Annotated in this window: 20 protein-coding genes; 16 read left to right on the forward strand and 4 right to left on the reverse strand. The window is 69.8% G+C overall.

Going from position 1 to position 21276, the window contains the following annotated elements; genetic code table 11:
• Positions 1-97 precede the first annotated feature (97 nt).
• From AWC02_RS11675 to AWC02_RS11715, 9 genes are all read left to right on the forward strand, one after another.
• Complete coding sequence (locus AWC02_RS11675) at positions 98-949, forward strand: DUF1707 SHOCT-like domain-containing protein (protein WP_085128920.1); 852 nt, start codon at positions 98-100, stop codon at positions 947-949.
• 127 nt (positions 950-1076) lie between these two features.
• Entirely contained in the window at positions 1077-1619 is a 543-nt protein-coding gene (locus AWC02_RS11680) for a PadR family transcriptional regulator (protein WP_046318492.1), read from the forward strand.
• 75 nt (positions 1620-1694) lie between these two features.
• Positions 1695-2786 carry an inositol-3-phosphate synthase gene (locus AWC02_RS11685; RefSeq protein ID WP_046318464.1) on the forward strand — a complete coding sequence of 364 codons (1092 nt, stop codon included), beginning with the start codon at positions 1695-1697 and terminating at the stop codon, positions 2784-2786.
• A 25-nt stretch (positions 2787-2811) separates the two neighbouring features.
• Entirely contained in the window at positions 2812-3696 is an 885-nt protein-coding gene (locus AWC02_RS11690) for an alpha/beta fold hydrolase (RefSeq protein WP_085128921.1), read from the forward strand.
• A gap of 67 nt (positions 3697-3763) precedes the next feature.
• Positions 3764-4561, forward strand: a complete 798-nt coding sequence (locus AWC02_RS11695) for an LLM class F420-dependent oxidoreductase (protein ID WP_085128922.1) — start codon at positions 3764-3766, stop codon at positions 4559-4561.
• On the forward strand, positions 4543-6327 hold the full coding sequence (locus AWC02_RS11700; protein WP_085128923.1) for an ABC transporter substrate-binding protein/permease: 1785 nt from the start codon (positions 4543-4545) through the stop codon (positions 6325-6327). The genes AWC02_RS11695 and AWC02_RS11700 overlap by 19 nt, the downstream gene beginning before the upstream one ends.
• Entirely contained in the window at positions 6324-7067 is a 744-nt protein-coding gene (locus AWC02_RS11705) for an amino acid ABC transporter ATP-binding protein (protein ID WP_085128924.1), read from the forward strand. Before AWC02_RS11700 ends, AWC02_RS11705 begins: the two co-directional genes overlap by 4 nt.
• 57 nt (positions 7068-7124) lie before the next feature.
• On the forward strand, positions 7125-7637 hold the full coding sequence (locus AWC02_RS11710) for a MarR family winged helix-turn-helix transcriptional regulator (RefSeq protein ID WP_085128925.1): 513 nt from the start codon (positions 7125-7127) through the stop codon (positions 7635-7637).
• The gene (locus tag AWC02_RS11715) at positions 7637-8302 is read left to right on the forward strand and encodes an SDR family oxidoreductase (protein WP_085128926.1); all 666 of its coding nucleotides are present in this window, start codon (positions 7637-7639) and stop codon (positions 8300-8302) included. Before AWC02_RS11710 ends, AWC02_RS11715 begins: the two co-directional genes overlap by 1 nt.
• A gap of 21 nt (positions 8303-8323) precedes the next feature.
• Here AWC02_RS11715 and leuS read toward each other — a convergent pair whose 3' ends face one another.
• Positions 8324-11209: a leucine--tRNA ligase gene (gene leuS / locus AWC02_RS11720; RefSeq protein WP_085128927.1), complete on the reverse strand. Its 2886-nt coding sequence runs from the start codon at positions 11207-11209 to the stop codon at positions 8324-8326.
• A 185-nt stretch (positions 11210-11394) separates the two neighbouring features.
• Between leuS and AWC02_RS11725 the strand changes: the two genes are divergently transcribed.
• Entirely contained in the window at positions 11395-12333 is a 939-nt protein-coding gene (locus tag AWC02_RS11725; protein ID WP_085128928.1) for an LpqN/LpqT family lipoprotein, read from the forward strand.
• Between the two features lie 23 nt (positions 12334-12356).
• The gene (locus tag AWC02_RS11730) at positions 12357-12806 is read left to right on the forward strand and encodes a hypothetical protein (protein WP_085128929.1); all 450 of its coding nucleotides are present in this window, start codon (positions 12357-12359) and stop codon (positions 12804-12806) included.
• A gap of 19 nt (positions 12807-12825) precedes the next feature.
• Here the strand turns inward: AWC02_RS11730 and AWC02_RS11735 are convergent, their stop codons facing one another.
• A complete protein-coding gene (locus tag AWC02_RS11735; RefSeq protein WP_046318478.1) occupies positions 12826-13440 on the reverse strand; it encodes a YqgE/AlgH family protein in 615 nt (204 codons plus the stop codon).
• Between the two features lie 125 nt (positions 13441-13565).
• Between AWC02_RS11735 and AWC02_RS11740 the strand changes: the two genes are divergently transcribed.
• From AWC02_RS11740 to AWC02_RS11755, 4 genes are all read left to right on the forward strand, one after another.
• Entirely contained in the window at positions 13566-14873 is a 1308-nt protein-coding gene (locus AWC02_RS11740) for an MFS transporter (RefSeq protein WP_085128930.1), read from the forward strand.
• Positions 14860-15633, forward strand: coding sequence for a TIGR03084 family metal-binding protein (locus tag AWC02_RS11745; RefSeq protein ID WP_085128931.1), 774 nt, complete (start codon positions 14860-14862; stop codon positions 15631-15633). Before AWC02_RS11740 ends, AWC02_RS11745 begins: the two co-directional genes overlap by 14 nt.
• Positions 15634-15976: 343 nt before the next feature.
• Positions 15977-17161 carry a PPE family protein gene (locus AWC02_RS11750; protein WP_085128932.1) on the forward strand — a complete coding sequence of 395 codons (1185 nt, stop codon included), beginning with the start codon at positions 15977-15979 and terminating at the stop codon, positions 17159-17161.
• Between the two features lie 23 nt (positions 17162-17184).
• Positions 17185-18258: a PPE family protein gene (locus AWC02_RS11755; protein ID WP_085128933.1), complete on the forward strand. Its 1074-nt coding sequence runs from the start codon at positions 17185-17187 to the stop codon at positions 18256-18258.
• A gap of 7 nt (positions 18259-18265) precedes the next feature.
• Here AWC02_RS11755 and AWC02_RS11760 read toward each other — a convergent pair whose 3' ends face one another.
• Together AWC02_RS11760 and AWC02_RS11765 are read right to left on the reverse strand one after the other, a co-directional pair.
• A complete protein-coding gene (locus tag AWC02_RS11760; RefSeq protein WP_085128934.1) occupies positions 18266-18796 on the reverse strand; it encodes a pullulanase in 531 nt (176 codons plus the stop codon).
• 24 nt (positions 18797-18820) lie between these two features.
• Positions 18821-20263, reverse strand: coding sequence for a CCA tRNA nucleotidyltransferase (locus tag AWC02_RS11765; protein ID WP_085128935.1), 1443 nt, complete (start codon positions 20261-20263; stop codon positions 18821-18823).
• Between the two features lie 208 nt (positions 20264-20471).
• Between AWC02_RS11765 and AWC02_RS11775 the strand changes: the two genes are divergently transcribed.
• Positions 20472-21236: an NUDIX hydrolase gene (locus AWC02_RS11775; RefSeq protein ID WP_207568046.1), complete on the forward strand. Its 765-nt coding sequence runs from the start codon at positions 20472-20474 to the stop codon at positions 21234-21236.
• Positions 21237-21276: the final 40 nt, after the last annotated feature.

Here is a 21276-nt window from a genome sequence, read left to right on the forward strand (position 1 = left end):
TCGGGTACTCGCGGGCCGTGGCGATCAACGCCCCGAACCGGCCACAACCGGCGGATTCGTGATCACCGCGGGGCACGATTCTTTTACTATCGTCGCCGTGGCAACGCGACAGACCGCAGGCACCCGAGCCAAAGACAGTGACCGCGAAGACGTCTGTCGAATTCTGGACAGCGCCCTCGCCGACGGACAGCTGTCCAGCGCCGAGCATCAGGAACGGATCCGCGCGGCAACCCGGGCCGTGACCCTTGGCGACCTTTACGCGCTGGTCAGCGACCTGCAGGCCCAGGCCGCGCCGGTCAAGCTGCCCACCCTGCACGCCCCGTCGAAGTTCGCCGAGCACGGTGCCGCGCTCAAGGCGCTGGGCGCACTGGCCGGCGCGCTGCTGGTCGGGATGGTCCTGGGCTGGGCGCTGTACGGAAACACCAGCTCTCCGCTGAACTTCACCTCCGACCCGGGAGCCAAGGCGGACGGCGTCGCGCCGGTGGTCCTGACCGCACCACGGCAGCTGCAGTCGCTCGGGGGGCTCACCGGCCTGCTGGAGCAGGCCCGGCAGAAGTTCGGCGACACCATGGGCTACCGGCTGGTGGTCTACCCGGATTACGCATCTTTCGAGCGGCCCGATCCGACCGAAGAGCGCCGCAAACTGGACTACCCCTACCGGGGCGGCTGGGACGACCCGTCCACCACATCCAAGGGCACCAATGACGTGCTGGTCGATGTGAGCGCCTTCGACCCCAAGGCCGCGGTCGGGATTCTGCGCGGGGGCGCTGAAACCCTCGGCATCAAGCCGGCCGACGTGAAAAGCACCTATCTGATCGTCGATCCGGCCCGGGACCCGACGACCCCGGGGGCCCTGACGCTGTCGGTCTACATCTCCAGCGACTACGGCAGCGGCTACATCGCCTTCGCCGGCGACGGCACCGTCAAACGCATCAATTACCCCTCCTGAGCTGCCGGGTTCCCCGGTCTGACGATCGGGTAGCCGGTGGCCACTTGGGTTTGGTTATATCGGCGCGATACTATGGCGCGAACCGTCGAACGGTCGTAGCTACGCCATCTAAAGGGGGGTGATCGGAGTGCTCGAGCTTGCCATCTTGGGCTTGCTGCTCGAGTCTCCGATGCACGGCTACGAACTGCGGAAACGGTTGACCGGTCTGCTGGGTGCGTTCCGGGCGTTCTCCTACGGCTCGCTGTATCCCGCGCTGCGGCGTATGCAGGCCGCCGGGGTGATCGCCGAAGACGCCGCGCCGACGGGAACCCCGGTGCGCCGGGCCCGCCGGGTGTACCGGCTGACCGACGCCGGCCGTCAGCGGTTCAACGAGTTGGTGTCCGACACCGGCCCGCAGAACTACACCGACGACGGCTTCGGCGTCCACCTGGCGTTCTTCAACCGCACCCCCGCCGAGGCTCGGATGCGGATTCTCGAAGGCCGCCGCCGACAGGTGGAAGAACGCCGGGAAGGCCTGCGCAACGCGGTAGCACGGGCCAGCAACTCGTTGGATCGCTACACCCGTCAGCTGCACCAGCTGGGACTGGAATCCAGCGAGCGGGAGGTCAAGTGGCTCAACGAGCTGATCGCGGCCGAACGCGTGTCGCAGGGCCGGGCCGAACAACCCTGATCCGCCGGACGCGGGCCTCGGGTAACCACAACACAAGCACGTCAGCAGTGAAAGCAGATAAAGGAGAGCGTCGAAATGACTGAGCAAACGACGGATGTGCGGGTCGCCATTGTCGGCGTCGGTAACTGCGCGTCTTCGCTGGTCCAGGGCGTCCAGTACTACCAGAACGCCGATGACACCTCCACGGTCCCCGGCCTGATGCACGTGCGCTTCGGCCCGTACCACGTCCGCGATGTGAAGTTCGTCGCCGCGTTCGACGTGGACGCCAAGAAGGTCGGCTTCGACCTGTCCGAGGCCATCTTCGCCTCGGAGAACAACACCATCAAGATCGCCGACGTACCGCCGACCAACGTCATCGTGCAGCGCGGCCCGACCCTGGACGGCATCGGCAAGTACTACGCCGAGACCATTGAGGTCTCCGACGCCGAGGCCGTCGACGTGGTCGCGGCGCTGCGCGAGGCCAAGGTCGACGTGCTGGTCTCCTACCTGCCGGTCGGCTCGGACGAGGCCGACAAGTTCTACGCTCAGTGCGCCATCGACGCCGGCGTGGCGTTCGTCAACGCGCTGCCGGTCTTCATCGCCTCCGACCCGGTGTGGGCCAAGAAGTTCGCCGACGCGGGGGTGCCGATCGTGGGTGACGACATCAAGAGCCAGGTGGGCGCCACCATCACCCACCGCGTGATGGCCAAGCTGTTCGAAGACCGCGGGGTCACCCTGGACCGCACCTACCAGCTCAACGTGGGCGGCAACATGGACTTCAAGAACATGCTCGAGCGCGAGCGTCTGGAATCCAAGAAGGTGTCCAAGACCCAGGCTGTGACGTCGAACCTGACCGGCTCGCTGGCCGGCAAGGTCGAGGACAAGAACGTCCACATCGGGCCGTCCGACCACGTGGCCTGGCTCGACGACCGCAAGTGGGCCTACGTTCGGCTGGAGGGCCGCGCTTTCGGTGACGCACCGCTGAACCTGGAGTACAAGCTCGAGGTGTGGGACTCGCCGAACTCGGCCGGCATCATCATCGACGCGGTGCGCGCCGCCAAGATCGCCAAGGACCGCGGCATCGGCGGCCCGATCATCCCCGCCTCGGCCTACCTGATGAAGAGCCCGCCCAAGCAGCTCCCCGACGACGTCGCGCGCGCCGAACTCGAAGAATTCATCATCGGCTAGCTCACGCACCGGCCGCGGGGGGGAAATGACTGACGACGAGCTGGCCGGCCTCTCGGAGTTCGCGCTGTTGCGCGGCAATGCCGAGCAGGCCGGCCTCACCGGGTCCTTACCGGTGGTAGAACGCATCGACACCGGGGAGATCAGCGCACTGCGCTGGGGGGCGGCCGGGCCGCGGGTGGTGTTCCTGCATGGCGGCGCGCAGAACGCGCACACCTGGGACACCGTCATCCTGGGCCTCGGGGAGCCCGCGCTGGCAGTGGACCTGCCGGGGCACGGCCGCTCGGCGTGGCGCGACGACGGCGACTATTCGCCGCAGCGCAACGCCGCAACACTGGCCCCGTTGCTGCACGAGCTGGCGCCGGACGCCGAGCTGCTGGTCGGAATGTCACTGGGCGGCTTGACCGCTATCCGGCTGGCGGCCACCGCGCCGGAGCTGGTGCGGCGGTTGGCGATCGTGGATGTCACGCCCTCGGCGTTGCAACGCCACGCCGACATGAGCGCCGCACAGCGCGGGACCGTGGCACTGGCCGGAGGGAACCGGACCTTCCCGGATTTCGCCTCGCTGCTGGCCGTCACCAAGGCCGCAGCGCCGAACCGGGATGCCGAATCGCTGCGGCGCGGGCTGCTGCACAACACCCGCCGGCTGCCGGACGGCAGCTGGACGTGGCGCTACGACACCATGCGCTCGGTCGGCGACTTCACCGAGCTGTGGGCCGATGTCTCGGCGATCACCGCCCCCACCACCTTGATCCGCGGCGGGGACTCGGCGTTCGTCACCGCCGAGGACGTCGCCGAGTACGCCCAGCGTTCGCCGGGCCTGACCACACACGTGGTCTCCGGCGCCGGGCACTCCGTGCAAAGCGATCGGCCGCGGGTCCTGGTCGAGCTGCTGCGCACCACCCTTGCCTGATACCGGCGGGCGCCAAGCCAGCCGCAACCGCCGAACGACCCCTCGACTCCGGGGATAAGGTGACCAGATGGCTCGACCCATTCGCATCGGGGTGCAACTACAGCCGCAACACGCGCCGCATTACAGCGCGATCCGCGACGCCGTCCGGCGATGCGAAGACATCGGCGTCGACATCGCCTTCAACTGGGACCACTTCTTCCCGCTGTACGGCGACCGCGACGGTCCGCACTTCGAGTGCTGGACGATGCTGGCCGCCTGGGCCGAACAGACCTCCCGCATCGAGATCGGTGCCCTGGTGACCTGCAACTCCTACCGCAACCCGCAACTGCTGGCTGACATGGCCCGCACCGTCGACCACATCGGCGGCGGCCGGCTGATTTTGGGTATCGGCGCGGGGTGGAAGCTTCGGGACTACCGGGAGTACGGCTACGACTTCGGGACCGCGGGCAGCCGGCTCGATGACCTTGCCGACGCCCTGCCGCTCATCAAAACCCGCCTGGCTCAGCTCAATCCGCCACCCACCCGCGCGATCCCGACACTGATCGGGGGCGGCGGCGAACGCAAGACGCTGCGACTGGTCGCCGAGTACGCCGACATGTGGCACAGCTTCGCCGACGCCGACAGCTACCCGCACAAGGCGCAGGTTCTGGCCCGGCACTGCGCCGCCGTCGGGCGTGACCCCGGCGAGATCGAACACTCCGCGGCGGTCGGCGGCGAAACCGGACGCTCCCCCATCAGCGACGTGCTCGCCGAGGCAGACGCGTTGACAGCGCTGGGGGTGAGCCTGTTGACCATCGGCAGCAGCGGCCCGGACTACGACCTGAGCGCCGCCGAGGCGCTGTGTCGATGGCGCGACCAGCGCTGAGGCTGGCGGCGCTCTTCGCCACCTGGGCGATCGTGGCCGGCATGGCCGCGGCGCCACCGGCCGGTGCCAGGCCGGATCTGTGCTCCCCGCCCGGGCAGGAGGCCGCCGTCGCCTTGCCGGGCAATCTCGCCAACGCCAAACGGCCGCGCGAGGACAAATACACCACCGCCGGCGTCGAGCCGCTGAGCTCGATCGACGTGACCAAGCTGGGGCTGGGCACCCCCGGTGTGCTGACGGTCGGCACCCTGACCGAAAGCCCGCCGACCAACTGCATCACCGCCACCGGCCGCTACAGCGGGTTCGACAACGAACTGCTGCGGGCCATCGCCAAAAAGCTGGGCCTGCGAATCCAGTTCGTGGGCACCGATTTCTTCGGTCTGCTCGCCCAGGTGGAGTCCGGCCGGTTCGACGTCGGTTCGGCCTCGATCAACGCCACCGAGGAACGCCGCCGCATGGTGGGCTTCACCAACGGCTACGACTTCGGCTACATGGCGCTGGTGGTCCCGGCCGGCTCCGGCATCACCGGCTTTGACGCGCTGGCCCGCGGTCAGCGGATCGCCGTGGTTCAGGGCACCGTGGAAGACGCCTACGCCGTCGACACCCTCGAAGTCCAACCGGTGCGCTTCCCCGACTCGATCACGCTGTACGCCAGCCTTAAAAGCCGCCAGGTCGACGCCTGGGTAGCGCCGTCGCTGACCGCGCTGAACCTACTCAAGCCCGGCGACCCGGCACAGATCATCGGCTACACCTTCACCCCGGCCGGCTTCGAGGCCTACGCGGTGGCCAAGCGAAACCAGGCACTGATCTCGGCGCTGAATGCCGGCCTGGACGCCGTGATCGACGACGGCACCTGGCCGCAGCTCTTCACCGACTGGGTGCCGCGGCCCCTGCCGCCGGACTGGCAACCGGGGTCGAAATCGGCCGCCACGCCGCATCTGCCGGACTTCGCCGCGATCGCGGCCCGGCATCACCGGACCGAGGCCGACCAGAGCTACGCGCCCAAATCGACACTGGCGCAGCTTCGTGACTCCTTCTTCGACTGGCACCTGTACCGGCGCGCGCTGCCCGAGCTGATCAAGACCGGTCTGCCCAACACCTTGCTGCTGACCGTGAGCGGCGGCGCCATCGGCTTGGTGGCCGGTCTGGGCCTGGCGGTCGCAGGCATCTCGCGCAGCCGGTGGCTGCGCTGGCCGGCCCGGGTGTACACCGACATCTTCCGAGGCCTGCCCGAAGTCTTGATCATCCTGCTGATCGGCTTGGCGGTCGGGCCGCTGGTGAGCGGACTGACGCACAACAATCCCTACCCGCTGGGCATTGCGGCACTGGGCCTGACGGCCGCGGCCTACATCGGGGAGATCCTGCGCTCGGGCATTCAGAGCGTGGAGGCCGGGCAACTGGAGGCCTCGCGGGCGCTGGGCTTCGGTTACCCCGCCGCGATGCGGCTGGTGGTGATCCCGCAAGGGATCCGGCGGGTGCTCCCAGCGCTGGTCAACCAGTTCATCGCGCTGCTGAAAGCCTCGGCGCTGCTGTACTTCCTGGGCCTTGTCGCCGGTCAGCGGGAACTGTTCCAGGTGGCCCGCGACTACAACGCCCAGACCGGCAGCCTGTCTCCGCTGGTGGCGGCGGGCCTGCTGTACCTGGCCCTGACCATCCCGCTGACGCATCTGGTGAACGTCGTCGATCAGCGGTTGCGGCGCGGACGTCCCGCCGACGCCGACGACTCCGTGGAGCTGCGCCCGGCGATCTCCAGTCAGGAGATGACGTGACGGCAACCCCTCGAGACCCGGTATCGCTGGCGGCCAAAGGGATTCAGCTGTCCTTCGGCAAGAACCAGGTGCTGCGCGGGGTGGACCTCGATGTTCCGGCGGGCACCACCGCGGCGGTGATCGGCCCGTCCGGTTCCGGCAAATCGACGATGCTGCGCACCTTGAACCGGCTACATGAACCCCACGCCGGCGACATCCTGCTGGGCGGCCGTTCGGTGCTCAACGACGACCCCGACCAACTGCGCCAGCGGATCGGAATGGTGTTCCAGCACTTCAATCTGTTCCCGCACCGCAGCGTGCTGGACAACATCACCCTGGCGCCGCGCAAGCTGCGGAGTATGCCCGACGACGCGGCACGCGAGCTCGCGCTGGGGCTGCTCGATCGCGTCGGGTTGCGGAACAAGGCCGGTGCGCGGCCGTCGGCGCTCTCCGGCGGCCAGCAGCAGCGGGTGGCGATCGCCCGTGCGCTGGCGATGGAGCCGCAGGTGATGTTGTTCGACGAGGCCACCTCGGCGCTGGACCCGGAATTGGTCAAGGGGATCCTGGCGCTGATCGCCGAACTGGGCGCCGACGGCATGACCATGGTGGTGGTCACCCACGAGATGGGCTTCGCACGCTCGGCCTCGGACACGGTGGTCTTCATGGACCGGGGCACGGTGGTGGAGTCCGGCCCGCCCGATCAGATGTTTGACCAGCCGGCCACCGAGCGGCTGCAGAAATTTTTGTCTCAGGTGTTGTGACAGCAAACTTCGGCGACTGTCACCCGTAGTCGAAGCGGCCGGTTAGACTGGCGAACTATGACGGAGGGCACGGCCGATACGCCGCAGGTGACGGCGGTCGCGGAGAGCTTGCACCGTTCGCTGTCCAGATTGTTCGCGATACTGCGGCGCGGGGACATCAGCGGAGGCACGCCGACCGGCGAGCTGACGCTGGCTCAGCTGTCGATCCTGGTCACGCTACTCGACCGTGGACCCATCCGGATGACCGAGCTGGCCGCCCACGAACGCGTCCGTACCCCCACCACGACGGTGGCGATCCGCCGGCTGGAGAAGATCGGGCTGGTCAAGCGCAGCCGGGATCCCTCCGACCTCCGTGCGGTCCTGGTGGACATCACCCCGGAGGGGCTGGCCAGTCACCGCGATTCGCTGGCAAACCGGCACGCCGCCCTGGCGGCAATGCTGAACAAGCTCAGCCAAGAGGAGCTGGACACGCTGACCCGGGCGCTGGAGCCGCTGGAGCGGCTGGCCACCTGCGATCTCGCCGACGCAGCCCCCGCCGATGACGCGGACTGCGCGGTGGACTGCGGTTGATGCCGACGGCCCTGATCACCGGCGCCGGCGGTGGTATCGGTTCGGCGATCGCCGCAGCACTGGCACCCACCCACACCCTGCTGCTGGCCGGGCGGCCGTCCGAGCGGCTGGACGCGGTGGCCCAGCGCCTGGGCGCCACGACCTGGCCCCTGGACCTCGCCGACGCCGAGGAGATCGAAGCGGCCACCGAGATCGTCGACGAGCTCGATGTGCTGGTGCACAACGCCGGGGTGATGCTGCCCGGGGCGGCCGGGGAGTCCTGCATCGAGGAGTGGCGGGCCACCTTCGAGGTGAACGTGTTCGGGGCCGTGGCACTGACCCTGGCCCTGCTCCCCGCCCTGCGCCAGGCCCGCGGACAGGTGGTATTCATCAACTCCGGTGCCGGACAACGCGTTTCCGCGGGGATGGCGTCGTATTCGGCGAGCAAGTTCGCACTGCGGGCGTTCGCGGATTCGCTGCGCAATGACGAACCGGCCCTGCGGGTCACCACCGTCTACCCCGGTCGGGTCGACACCGAGATGCAGCAGGACCTGGTGGCCTACGAGGGCGGCGAGTACGACGCGGGCCGCTTCCTGCGGCCCGAAACCGTCGCCGAAGTGGTGGCCGCCGCGCTGCACACCCCGGCCGAGGCCCAGCTACAGGAAGTGGTGGTCCGGCCGCGCTGAGGCAGGCCCGGACCGGGCCGCTCACACCACCAGGTTGACCAATCGGCCCGGCACCACGATCAGCTTCTTCACCGCAGCGCCGGCCAGGAAGGCCTGCACCTTCTCGTCGGCCAGGGCAGCGGCCTTGATCGCCTCGGCGTCCGCGTCGGCCGCAACCGTGACCAGTCCCCTCTTCTTGCCGTTGACCTGTACCGGGTAGTCCACGGTGTCGGTCACCAGGTATGCCGGGTCGGCCACCGGGAACGGTCCGTGCGCCAGAGAGGATTCGTGGCCCAGCCGCTGCCACAGCTCCTCGGCCAGGTGCGGCGCCAGCGGCGCGAGCATGAGCACCAGCGGTTCGACGGCCGCCAGCGGAACCGAGTCGCGGTGCTGTTTGGTCAAGTGGTTGGTGTACTCGATCAGCTTGGCTGCTGCGGTGTTGTTGCGCAGTGCCGCATAGTCTTCCGACACCCCGACGATGGTGCGGTGCAACAGTCGCAGCGTCTCGAGGTCCGGTTCGCCGTCGAGCACCCGGGTGTCACCGGTCTCCTCGTCGACCACCAGCCGCCACACCCGCTGCAGGAAGCGATGCGCGCCGACCACGTCCTTGGTGGCCCACGGACGCGACATCTCCAGCGGGCCCATCGACATCTCGTAGACGCGCAGGGTGTCCGCGCCGTAGTTGTCGCAGATCTCGTCGGGCGACACCGAGTTCTTCAGGCTCTTGCCCATCTTGCCGAACTCGGCGAACACCTCGATGTCGCCGTCGGCTCCCGGCAGGTAGAACTTGCCGTCGCGCTCCACCACCTCGGCGGCCGCCACATAGGAGCCGCGGGCGTCGGTGTAGGCGGCGGCCTGGATGTAGCCCTGGTTGACCAGCCGGCGGTAGGGCTCGCGCGAGCTGACATATCCCAGGTCGTAGAGCACCTTGTGCCAGAACCGGGAATACAGCAGGTGCAACACGGCGTGCTCGACGCCGCCGACGTAGAGGTCCACCCCACCCGGGTCGTCGGGGCCGTGCTCGGCCGGCCGCGGCCCCATCCAGTAGGCCTCGTTCTCGGGCGCACAGAATTGTTCGGCGTTGTGCGGGTCGGTGTAGCGCAGCTCGTACCAGGAACTGCCGGCCCACTGCGGCATCACATTGGTGTCGCGGGTGTAGGCCCGCAGACCGTCACCGAGGTCCAGGTCGACATGCACCCAGTCGGTTGCCTTGGCCAGCGGCGGCGACGGCTCGCTGGCGGCGTCGTCGGGGTCGAACAGCACCGGCGAGTAGTCCCCCACGTCGGGTAGCTCAACCGGCAGCGCCGCCGAGTCCAGGGCGTGCGGACGGCCGTCGTCGTCGTAGACGATGGGGAACGGTTCTCCCCAGTACCGCTGTCGGGCGAAAAGCCAATCGCGCAGCTTGTATTCGATGCGCGCCCACCCGCGGCCGTCGGATTCCAGCCGCTGCGTCATGGCCTTCTTGGCCTCGTCGACGGTCATCCCGTCCAGCGGTCCGGAGTTGACCAGGGTGCCGTCGCCGGCGTACGCCGCCTCCGAAACATCACCACCGGCAATGACTTCCAGCACGGGCAGGCCGAACTCGGCGGCGAACTCCCAGTCCCGCTGGTCGTGCCCGGGGACCGCCATGATGGCGCCGGTGCCGTAGCCGGCCAGCACATAGTCGGCGATGAAGATGGGCACCTGCTGGCCGTTGGCCGGGTTGATGGCGTAACTGCCCAGGAACACACCGGTTTTGGTCTTGTTCTCCTGGCGTTCCAGATCGGACTTCGCCGCGATCGCCTTCCGGTAGTCGGCGACGGCCGCGGCGGGGTCGGCCGCACCGTAGGTCCAGCGCTGGTCCACCCCATCGGGCCACTGGGCAACGGTCAGCCGGTCGACCAGCTCGTGCTCGGGTGCCAGCACCAGATAGGTGGCGCCGAACAGGGTGTCGGGGCGGGTGGTGAAGACCTCGATGTCCACCGCTTCGCCGTCGGTGGCGGTGGCGCCGAACAGTGCCGCCGCGCCGGTGGAGCGTCCGATCCAGTTGCGCTGCATGGTCTTGACCTTCTCCGGCCAGTCCAGCACGTCGAGGTCGTCGAGCAGTCGGTCGGAGTAGGCGGTGATGCGCATCATCCACTGCCGCAAACGCTTCCGGAAAACCGGGAAGTTGCCGCGATCGCTGCGCCCGTCGGCGGTGACCTCTTCGTTGGCCAGCACGGTGCCCAGCCCGGGACACCAGTTGACCATCGAGTCCGAGCGATAGACCAGCCGGTGACCGTCGATGACGTCTGCGCGCTCACCGGCCGACAGGCCGGCCCAGTCCCGGCCGTCGGCCAGGGTGCGTGCTCCGGAGTCGAATTCGGCGATCAGCTCGGTGATCGGGCGGGCCTTGTTCGCGCCGGTGTCGAACCAGGCGTTGTAGATCTGCAGGAAGATCCACTGCGTCCACTTGTAGAAGTCGACATCGGTGGTGGAGAAACTGCGCCGGCTGTCGTGGCCGAGTCCCAGGCGCCGCAGTTGCCGGCGGAAGTTCTCGATGTTGGCCTCGGTCCGGATCCGCGGGTGCGTGCCGGTCTGCACGGCGTACTGCTCGGCGGGCAGGCCGAACGCGTCGAAGCCCAGGGCGTGCAGCACGTTGTGACCGGTCATCCGGAAGTACCGGGCGTAGACGTCGGTGGCGATGTAGCCGAGCGGGTGACCGACGTGCAGGCCGTCGCCGGACGGGTAGGGAAACATGTCCTGGACGAACATCTTGTCGGCGGGCACCGCCGAGCCGTCCGCCGGCGCCAGTGAGCCGACCGGGTTGGCGACGTTGAAGGTCCCCTCCCGTTCCCACCGCTGCTGCCAGGTGTCTTCGACCCGGCCGGCCAGCGCCGCGGTGTAGCGGTGCGGGGGTGTCTGGTCGCTGGGGTCGCCGGGTCCCTGGGCGGTCGGGGCTTCGTTCACCTCAACAGGGTAAAGGGCACGGTTTCCGGGGTCGTTCGGCACAGCTTGGTATCAGTTGGATTGCGACCCGGTGAGGGCTTCGTTCCAGGTCGGTTGCGGCTCTGGTGGCGCCGTTGGCGCCTGGCTACCGTCGTCTCACGGCTTGGAGGCACCGTTGCCCGGCCCGCCCCGGAAGGACCCTGGAGATGACGAACACCGTGCACCGCTGGCGACTTCTTTTCGGCTGCACCGCCGTCATGGCGGCGGGCTTTGCCGGCATCCCCACCGTCGCGGCCGAACCGTTGGCCCCGACCCCGTCGAACCCCTACGGGCCGGCCGCCCACGCGGCGTCGGCTCCGGTGACCATGCCGCTGCCGGCGTCGCCGCGGCCGGTGGCCCCCGCACCGACGGGCATGCCGTCCACCGCGGGTCCCGTCGCGGCGCCGGCACCGCAGAGCGCCCTGCTGCCGGCCACGTCCGGCACCTTGCGGGACTACTTCGCGGCGAAGAAGGTGCAGCTCGAACCCCAACAGGCCGCCGGTTTCAGCGCGCTGAACATCACGCTGCCGATGCCCGCGGGCTGGAGCCACGTTCCCGACCCCAACGTGCCCGACGCGTTCGCGGTGATCGCCGACCGGCGCGGCGGGTCGCTCTACACCCCCAACGCGCAGGTCGTGGTGTACCGGCTGGACGGCCAGTTCGACCCCAAAGAAGCCATCACCCACGGCTTCGTCGACAGCCAGTCGTTGATGGCCTGGCAGACCACCAACGCCTCTTTGGAGGACCTCAACGGGTTCCCCTCCTCGATCATCGAGGGGACCTACCGCGACGGTGACTTGACGCTGAACACCTCACGACGTCACGTGATCGTGCCCAGCGGCGATGCCGCGTATCTGGTGTCGCTGACCGTGACGACCGGCGCAGGACGCGCCATCGGTATCGCCCCGGCCACCGACGGAATCGTCAACGGCTTCCGCGTCGAGCTGCCCGGCGACACCCCGCCGCCCGTGGCACCCGCGGCTCCTGGCCCGCCGGTGCAGTCGGGCACGGTGCGGCACCAGCTGGGCACCATCCCCCCGCCTGCCGCGCCTCCTGCCCCGGTGCAGTCCGGCACGATCCGCCACCAGGTGGGCACCGCCGGCTGACCAGCGGATCGTATTGTGGACCCATGCTGATCATGGGTGTGTTGTGCCTGGTTGCGGCGGTTGTCTCGCTGGTGTTCGGGGTGCGGACCCTGGCGCGGCCGCTCACCGGTGATCCCGAACAGCTGGTATTGCGGGCCGTTGCGCCCGCCCAGATCGCCGTCGGGGTGATTCTGGGCGCCGGCGGTCTGCTGGTGCTGGCCGGCCCGGCCTCGATGGCCCTGCTGGCACTGATCATCTCCATCACCGGCGCGCTGGCGACCCTGGCCGCCGGCGCCTGGCAGGGCGCCCGCTACGCCGCGCGGCTCTCGGCGGACACCGCCGCGGCGAGCGCCGCCGGTTGCTGCGACTCGGGCTGCGGCTGCGCAGGCAGCGCACCGGTCGTGGAGACCGGCTGCGGAGCGGGCTGCGGATGCTCGGCCGGTGCGCCGCCGGAGCCGGCCTCCGGGTGCGGCGGCGGTTGCGGCTGCTGCTGAGCCGGCCGGGCGGCGGGTGTCAGTTGCGGCTGATGTCGATCGGGTGGGTCGCCAGTAACGCGGTGGGCCACGGTTGCCGTCGCAGCGCCCGCCCCCACAGGTCCACCCGCGGTGGCACCAACACGTCGGAGGGCAGTGCCGACAGCACAATCCAGTCGTCGCGCTCGATCTCTCCCTCGAGCTGGCCGATGGTCCAGCCGGCGTAGCCGGCGAAGATCCGTACGCCCTCCACGTAGGGCGCGATGGTCTCCGGATCCGCATCGAGATCCACCATCACCAGCCGGCCGTCGACATGGCGCAGGCCCGGCGCGTCATGGGGTTCGGCCCCGACCCGCAGCAGGCCCAGGCACAACGCGGCGTCACGTTTGACCGGGCCGCCGATGAACATGGTCTTGGGTTTGGCCGCCAGCTCCGACCACTGCGGCAGCACGTTGTAGACGGCGGTCTCGCTGGGGCGGTTGAGCACAACACCCAACGTGCCGCCGTCGTTGTGCTCCACCACGTAGATCACGGTGCGGCGGAAGGTGGGTTCGAGAAGGTCCGTATTGGCCAACAACAGCGTGCCTGCCCGCACCCGATGTGCAGCGGGCGCGACGAACTGTTCGGCGTCCTCGGGTTCTTCGGATTGGGCCATTTTCCCATCATGGCACCCGGGGCCGTCCTTCGTGCTGTGCTGTGCCGAACATCGACCCGACCGCAATATTTGTAGTCTGGTTGGGGGCCGCTGCCGCGCCGCCGCCCGTGTCTGGAAGAGGTTCTGTGGTAGATACCCGCGTTCCCGCCACACTGTGGCGGTCGACGCGCGGCCTGCCGGAGTTTCGCCGGCTGCTGGCGCTGCGCGCGGCCAGCCAATTCGGCGACGGCCTGTTCCAGGCGGGGCTGGCCGGCGCGCTGCTGTTCAACCCCGACCGGGCGGCCTCGCCGTGGGCGATCGCGGGCGCTTTCGCCGTGCTGTTCCTGCCGTATTCGGTTCTGGGGCCCTTCGCCGGCGCGCTGCTGGACCGCTGGGACCGGCGGCTGGTGCTGGTGGTGGCCAACGTCGCCCGGCTGGCGCTGGTGCTGGGGATCGCGGCCCTGCTGGCCGTCGGGGCCGGTGACCTGCCGGTGTTGTGCGCGGCGCTGATCGCCAACGGTTTCACCCGCTTCATCGCCTCCGGCCTGTCGGCGGCGCTGCCGCACGTGGTGCCGCGCGAGAAGGTCGTGACGATGAACGCCTTGGCGATCGCGACCGGCGCGGTAGCGGCCTTCCTGGGCGCCAACTTCATGCTGCTGCCGCGCTGGCTGGTGGGCGCCGACGATCGCGGGGCGGCGTCGATCATCGCGGTGGTGGCCGTCCCGGTGGCGATCGCCCTGGTGCTCGCGCTGCGCTTCGGGCCCCGCGTGCTGGGCCCCGATCAGACCAAACGCGCCATCCACGGTTCGGCGCTGTACGCGGTGACGACGGGCTGGATGCACGGCATCCGCACGGTGGCGGCCCGGCCGACCGTTGCCGCCACCTTGTCCGGGCTGGCCGCGCACCGGATGGCCTTCGGCATCAACACCCTGCTGGTACTGGTGCTGGTGCGGCATGTCGGCGAGCACACGGTGTCCGGCCTGGGCACCACGGCGCTGTTCGTCGCCGCGGCCGGCGCCGGGTCGTTTCTGGCCACCGTGCTGACCCCACCCGCGGTGCACCGCTGGGGCCGCTACGCCACCGCCAACGGCGCCCTGGCGGCAGCCGCGGTGATCCAGTTCGCCGCCATCGGCCTGTACCTGCCGGTGCTGGTGGCCTGTGGATTCCTGCTCGGCGCGGCCGGCCAGGTGGTCAAGCTGTGCGCCGACACCGCCATGCAGATCGACGTCGACGACGCCCTGCGCGGCCATGTCTTCGCCGTCCAGGACTCGCTGTTCTGGCTGTCGTTCATCATCGCCGTGGCGGGCGCCGCGGCGGTGATGCCCGCCGACGGGCAGGCGCCGTCGTTGATCGTGGCCGGCACCCTGCTCTACCTGGGAGGCCTGGCCGCGCATGCGTTCATCGGGCGCCGCCGCCAGCCGGTCGGCCTAAGGTACGAACATGGCCGAAACTGAACCGATCGTCGCCGACCTGCGTGCCGAAAGCGATGAGCTCAACACGCTGGTGGGCCCCCTCACCGACAGCCAGTGGGCCACGCCCACTCCGGCGCCGGGCTGGACGATCGCCCATCAGATCGGTCACCTGCTCTGGACCGACCAGCACTCGCTGGCCGCGATCGTCGACGAGGCCCGCTTCGCCGACGCCGTGACCGATGGCCTGCGCAACCCGACCGGTTTCGTCGACGACGGTGCCGCCGCGCTGGCGCAGCTCCCGCCGGCCGAGCTGCTGGCGCAGTGGCGCTCGACGCGTGCGCAACTGCACGAAGCGCTGCTGGGGGTGGCCGACGGCCGCAAGCTGCCGTGGTTCGGCCCGCCGATGAGCGCCGCGTCGATGGCCACCGCCCGGTTGATGGAGACCTGGGCGCACGGCCTGGATGTGGCCGATGCGCTGGGGGTGCGGCGGCGCCCGACGGCGCGACTGCGCTCGATTGCGCACCTGGGGGTGCGCACCCGTGACTTCTCCTTCACCGTGCACGGCCTGACTCCGCCGGCGGCACCGTTTCACGTGGAACTACACGCCCCCGAGGGCGGGGTGTGGGCCTGGGGGCCGGTCAACGCCGACCAGCGGGTCACCGGCCGCGCCGAGGACTTCTGCCTGCTGGTCACCCAGCGGCGCGCGCTGGCCGACCTGGACGTCACGGCGCACGGCGAGGACGCGCAGCGCTGGCTGGAGATAGCGCAAGCCTTCGCGGGGCCTCCCGGCCGGGGGCGCTGAGCGCGCCAGCGCGAAGTGAGACCCGGCCGCATCACCCCGCGCCGGGGGCGCTGAGCGCGCCAGCGCGAAGTGAGAGCCGGCCGCCCGGGCACTTGAGCGCGTCCTTCGCGCGTCCGGTGGGCCCGGGGTTTGGCTCACAGTGACCGCAATTGCGCCTCGTGCCCTGCGTAACCCGACCACGCTGGCGTCTGCAACGCCTTCACCAGGCTGTTCACGTCTCGCAGGACTGGTATCGGGCGACGGCCTCAGCCGCCGATCCGGCACTCCATGCGCGGTGCTTGTTGGACCGCGTCCCGCTCGGTTGCGAACCTTCTCGGATCAATCCTGGGAGGGTGCTGTAGACATGCTGGACTACGGTTTGTTGCCGCCGGAAATCACGTCGGCAAGGATTTACGCTGGGCCGGGCTCGGGCCCGCTGATCGCCTCGGCAGCAGCCTGGGATGGGCTGGCCGCACAGCTGGAGGCCTTCGCCCGGGGGTATGCGTCGATCACCGCGAGCCTGGAAGGCCACTCCTGGGCGGGTCCGGCCGCGGCAGCGATGGTCGTCGCGGCAGCTCCGTTCGCCCAATGGGCCGACTCCACCGCTGCGCAGGCCACGCAGGCTGCCAGCCAGGCCAGGGCGGCCGCAGCGGCCTACGAGGCGGCGTTGGCAGCCATCGTGCCTCCGACGGCGGTCACGGCCAACCGGACCCTGGTGCGGCAATTGAGCGCGACCAACATATTTGGGCAGAACACGCCGGCGATCGCGACCACCGAGGCCAATTACTCAGAGATGTGGGCCCAGGACACCGGCGTGATGTACGGCTACGCCGCGTCGGCGTCGCACGCCACCGAGTTGCCGCCGTTCGCCGAACCGCCGCCGACTACCAGCCCGGCCGGATTGGCGGCCCAGGAGGCCGCGGTGGCGGGGGCATCCGGATCCGCAGGTGCGCAAGACCTGACGAATCTGATGTCGGCGCTGCCGCAACAGCTGGAAAGCCTCTCCACCGGACCCGGTGCAAGCGCCTCGTCGATCACGCCGATGCTCAAGGAATTGTTGATGATCGAAGAGATCTCGATGATCAACACCCTGTCCGGCCCGTCGACCTATGCCCTCCAACTCGTTCGAACCTTTGCCAACGGGGGATCCTTCCTGCTGGCGTCCGCTAAGGCGGCCGGATCTGGTGCCGGCGCCGCGGCTGCTGCAGCCGGGGCCGCGGCGGCCGGTGCGGCGACGGCCGGTGCGGTCGAGGGTGGCGCCGGTGGCGCAGTGCTGGCCAGCGTCGGCGAAGCGACGTCGGTGGGCGGGCTGTCCGCGCCGAACGCCTGGGCCGAAGCTGTGCCGGTGGCCAGCATGGCCGAAGACGCGCAATTCTTGTCGGACGTCGAGTTGGCCACCGAGTCCGAGGCAGGGGGACTCACCCCCGGCATGCTGGGCGCACTTCCGGCAGCGGCCGCGGGCGGTGCACTTGCGCGCGCTTCCGTCAGCCACATGCTGCGGGTCGCGCCACGTCGGTTCAAGATGCCCCGGCACTCTGCCGGCGGATGAGCGGACCGAACGGGCGATTCTGAATGCTTGACTTCGCGGCGCTGCCGCCTGAGATCAATTCTGCTCGCATGTACACCGGGGCAGGTTCGGGTCCGTTGATGGCCGCGGCGTCTGCATGGGACAGCCTGGCCCTCCAGCTCGAGCTGGCCGCGGTCGGTTACTCCGAGGCGCTGGCAGCGCTGCACGGGCCCAGCTGGTCGGGTCCGGCGGCGGCCGCCATGGCCGCCGCCGCGACGCCCTACATCGCGTGGCTGACCCAGACGGCAGTTCAGGCCGAGCAGGCAGCCATGCAGGCCCGGATGGCGGCCGCGGCTTACGAAGCCGCGTTTGCCGCCACCGTGCCCCCTGTCACGGTTGCAGCCAACCGCAGCCTGTTGTCGTCGCTGATCGCGACGAACTTCTTTGGTCAGAACCTCCCGGCGATCGCAGCTACCGAGGCCGCCTACGCGGAGATGTGGGCGCAAGACGTGGTCGCCATGTACGGCTACGCCGCGGCGTCCGGGCCGGCCGCCTCATTAGAGAGCTTCGAGGAGCCTCCGCCGACCACCAACCCCGCTACCGGGCTGGCCCAGAGTGCAGCAGCCTCCCCGGCCCCGACCGCGCCCACCTCGACGCCCGCTCCAAACCCGTGGCTTGACGCCTACACCGACGTCATCGCGCTACACCAGTACTTCAACACCTACACCCGATTCACCCAGATACCGATCCAGATAGAACTCACCAGTGGGACGTGGGGATCTTTGATCTTCAAGCTCGCCGAGGCCGCCGTGCCGAAAAAGATCTCGGCGGTCCTGCCGGCCGCAGGGCTCGGGGCAGCGTCGTCGGGTGCTCACGCGGCAGTGCACGCCCGGGCAGCCACGGCGATGCCCCTGGGCAAGTTGTCGGTTCCGCAGAGCTGGACGGCGGCGGTACCGACCGACTCCCCCGCGCTGCGGCTGACCAGTGCAAGCATGCCGACCGGCCCTGCGGCAGGCGCGAACCCGCACATGATGGTTCCACCCGTGGGCTCCGGGGCACAGCAACGCGCCAAGGGAACCCCCGTGATGCGCACGCTCGACCGCCGATTCCGGATGCCCCGTCCGGCGTGGGCCGGGTAGCCGGACCTCACAAGGTGGTGACCCCGTCTGCCGCCCCGTCACCGTCGCTGTCGGTGAGCTTGACGTCCCATCTCCCGTCGCCGTCGGTGTCGACATAGGCGGCGCCGTAGCCGCCCGCGCCGTCGCCGATCAGCACCCGGTCAGCCCGGCCATCGCCGTCGAAGTCGAGCAAACGGTCGTTGAGGCGGCCATCGCCGTCGAAATCCACCAGCGGACCGCCGGTGTGCTCGCCGTCGTCGAGGCCCATCCAGCGCAGCCCGCCCGAGCGGTCGGCTGAGCTCGCCGCCAGTCCGTGCCCCCAGGTGCCCGACCCGTCGTCGCCGAAGGAGGCCTCGGGGATGCCGTCGTCGTCCAGATCCAGCAGCAGGTGATCGGCTACTCCGTCGCCGTCCAAGTCGACCAGGGCGTCGTCACGCAGTCCGTCCCCGTCGAAGTCGAGGCTGATGGCGTCGGCCAGACCGTCGCCATCCAGATCGAGGTCCGGCGGACCGGTCCACATGGTGGCCGAACCCATCCCGTCGCCCAGGCAGTAGTCCATACCTGCTCAGACGGGGCGGGGGCGCTAGCGGTTCCCCTGGGTCTGCCACCAGGCCAGCAGTTCGGCCGTGGCCTCCTGGCGGGTCAGCGGTCCGCGCTCCAGGCGCAGCTCCTTGAGATAGCTCCACGCCCGGCCGACCTGCGGCCCGGCGGGGATGTCGAGCAGGGCCATGATCTCGTTGCCGTCCAGATCCGGTCGGACCCGCTGCAGGTCCTCCTGCTCGGCCAGGACGGCGATCCGTTCTTCGAGCTGGTCGTAACTGGCCTGCAGGCGCGCCGCGCGCCGCTTGTTGCGGGTGGTGCAGTCTGCCCGGACGAGCTTGTGCAGGCGGCCCAGCAGAGGTCCCGCGTCGGTGACGTAGCGCCGCACCGCCGAGTCGGTCCACTTGCCGTCGCCGTAGCCGTGGAACCGCAGGTGCAGGTAGACCAGCTGGGAGACGTCGTCGACCATCTGTTTGGAGTAGCGCAGGGCGCGCATCCGCTTGCGAACCATTTTCGCGCCCACCACCTCGTGGTGATGGAAACTGACCCCGCCGTCGGCTTCGTGGCGACGGGTGGCCGGTTTGCCGATGTCGTGCAGCAGCGCAGCCCACCGCAGCACCAGGTCCGGGCCGTCGTCTTCGAGGTCGATCGCCTGGCGCAGCACGGTCAGCGAATGCTGGTAGACGTCTTTGTGCTGGTGGTGCTCATCGATCGCCATCCGCATGGCGCCGACTTCGGGCAGCACCACGTCGCCCATCCCGCTGGCCACCATCAGATCCACCCCGGCGGCCGGGTCGGCGCCCACCAGCAGCTTGTCCAATTCCGCGGCGACCCGTTCCGGGGTGATGCGGCCCAGCTCGGGCGCCATGTCCTCGATCGCCGCGCGTACCCGCGGCGCCACCGTGAAACCGAGCTGGGAGACGAACCGGGCCGCCCGCAGCATGCGTAGCGGGTCGTCGCCGAAGGAATCCTCGGGGGCGGTCGGGGTGTCGAGCACACCGTCGCGCAGCGCCGCCAGCCCGCCCAGCGGGTCCACGAAGTCCCCCGGTCCGGCCGGGGTGATGTGGACCGCCATCGCATTGACGGTGAAGTCGCGGCGCACCAGATCGGCGTCGAGCGAGTCGCCGAAGCGCACTTCGGGATTGCGGGACACCCGGTCGTACTGGTCGGCGCGGAAGGTGGTGATCTCCACGCGCTGCCCCCGCAGTGCGGCGCCCACGGTGCCGAATTCGATGCCGGTGTCCCACATCGCGTCGGACCGGCCGCGCAGGATGTCCTGGACCTGCTCGGGCCGCGCGTCGGTGGTGAAATCCAGGTCCGGGCTCGGCCGGCCCAGCAGCGCGTCGCGGACCGATCCCCCGACCAGGTAGAGCTGGTGACCGGCTGCAGAGAACATCTCGCCGAGGCTGCGCAGCAATTCGGCGTGCCGGTTCAGCGCGACGGCCGCCTTGGTTAGCAGGTCGGCGTCTTGATGGGCGTCAGGCACGTTCGGTGAGCTTAGCGGGGATCGCGAGCGCGGCGAAGCCGGGCGAAGCGGGTCCCCGCCATAAGACCCCCCGGGGATCGCGAGCGCGGCGAAGCCGGGCGAAGCGGGTCCCCGCCACAAGACCCCCCGGGGACCGCGGCCGCGGCGAAGCCGGGCGAAGCGGCGAGGGAGGCAGGTCGGCCTGCGCGTGCCAGCTACTATCACATGGGTGTCGGCCGACGGCGGAGAAGCCAATTCGGGACGGCGCCGTCGGCGGCGCCGTGGTCGGCGCACGTCCGGACCGAAGCTCAACCACGCCGAATCCCCCGCCACCGACGCCGCGCACAGCACCAGCGTGCCGCCCGGGCGGGCCGCGTCGGGTCGGCCCCGCACCGCGCGGCACGGACCGGAGCGCCTGCGCACCGTGCATGAGACATCCGCCGGCGGCCTCGTCGTGGACGGTATCGACGGTCCCCGCGAGGAACAGGTGGCCGCGCTGATCGGGCGGGTGGACCGGCGGGGCAGGATCTTGTGGTCCTTACCCAAGGGCCATATCGAGGTCGGTGAGACCGCCGAGCAGACCGCGATCCGCGAGGTCGCCGAGGAAACCGGTGTTCAGGGCAGCGTGCTGGCCTCCCTGGGCAGCATCGACTACTGGTTCGTCACCGACGGGCGCCGGGTGCACAAGACGGTGCACCACTATCTGATGCGGTTCGCCAGCGGCGAGCTGTGCGACGACGATGTGGAGGTCGCCGAAGTGGCGTGGGTGCCGATCCGGGAGCTGCCGTCCCGCTTGGCGTACGCCGACGAGCGCCGGCTGGCGCTGGTCGCCGACGAATTGATCGACCGCCTGCAGGCCGACGGCCCGGCCGCCCTGCCCCCGCTGCCGGCTTCGGCTCCCCGGCGCCGTCCGCAGACGCACTCCCGCGCCCGCCCTACTCGTGCAGGCGAGCTCTCGCCGGACCCGAAGAACGGTCGCAGGCTGGACCCGTGACCCACACGCGACGAAGCGGTGGGGGTCCCGTGCCGAGGCG

The sequence above is a fragment of the Mycolicibacter engbaekii genome, assembly GCF_002101585.1.
GTDB classification, from domain to species: Bacteria; Actinomycetota; Actinomycetes; order Mycobacteriales; family Mycobacteriaceae; genus Mycobacterium; species Mycobacterium engbaekii.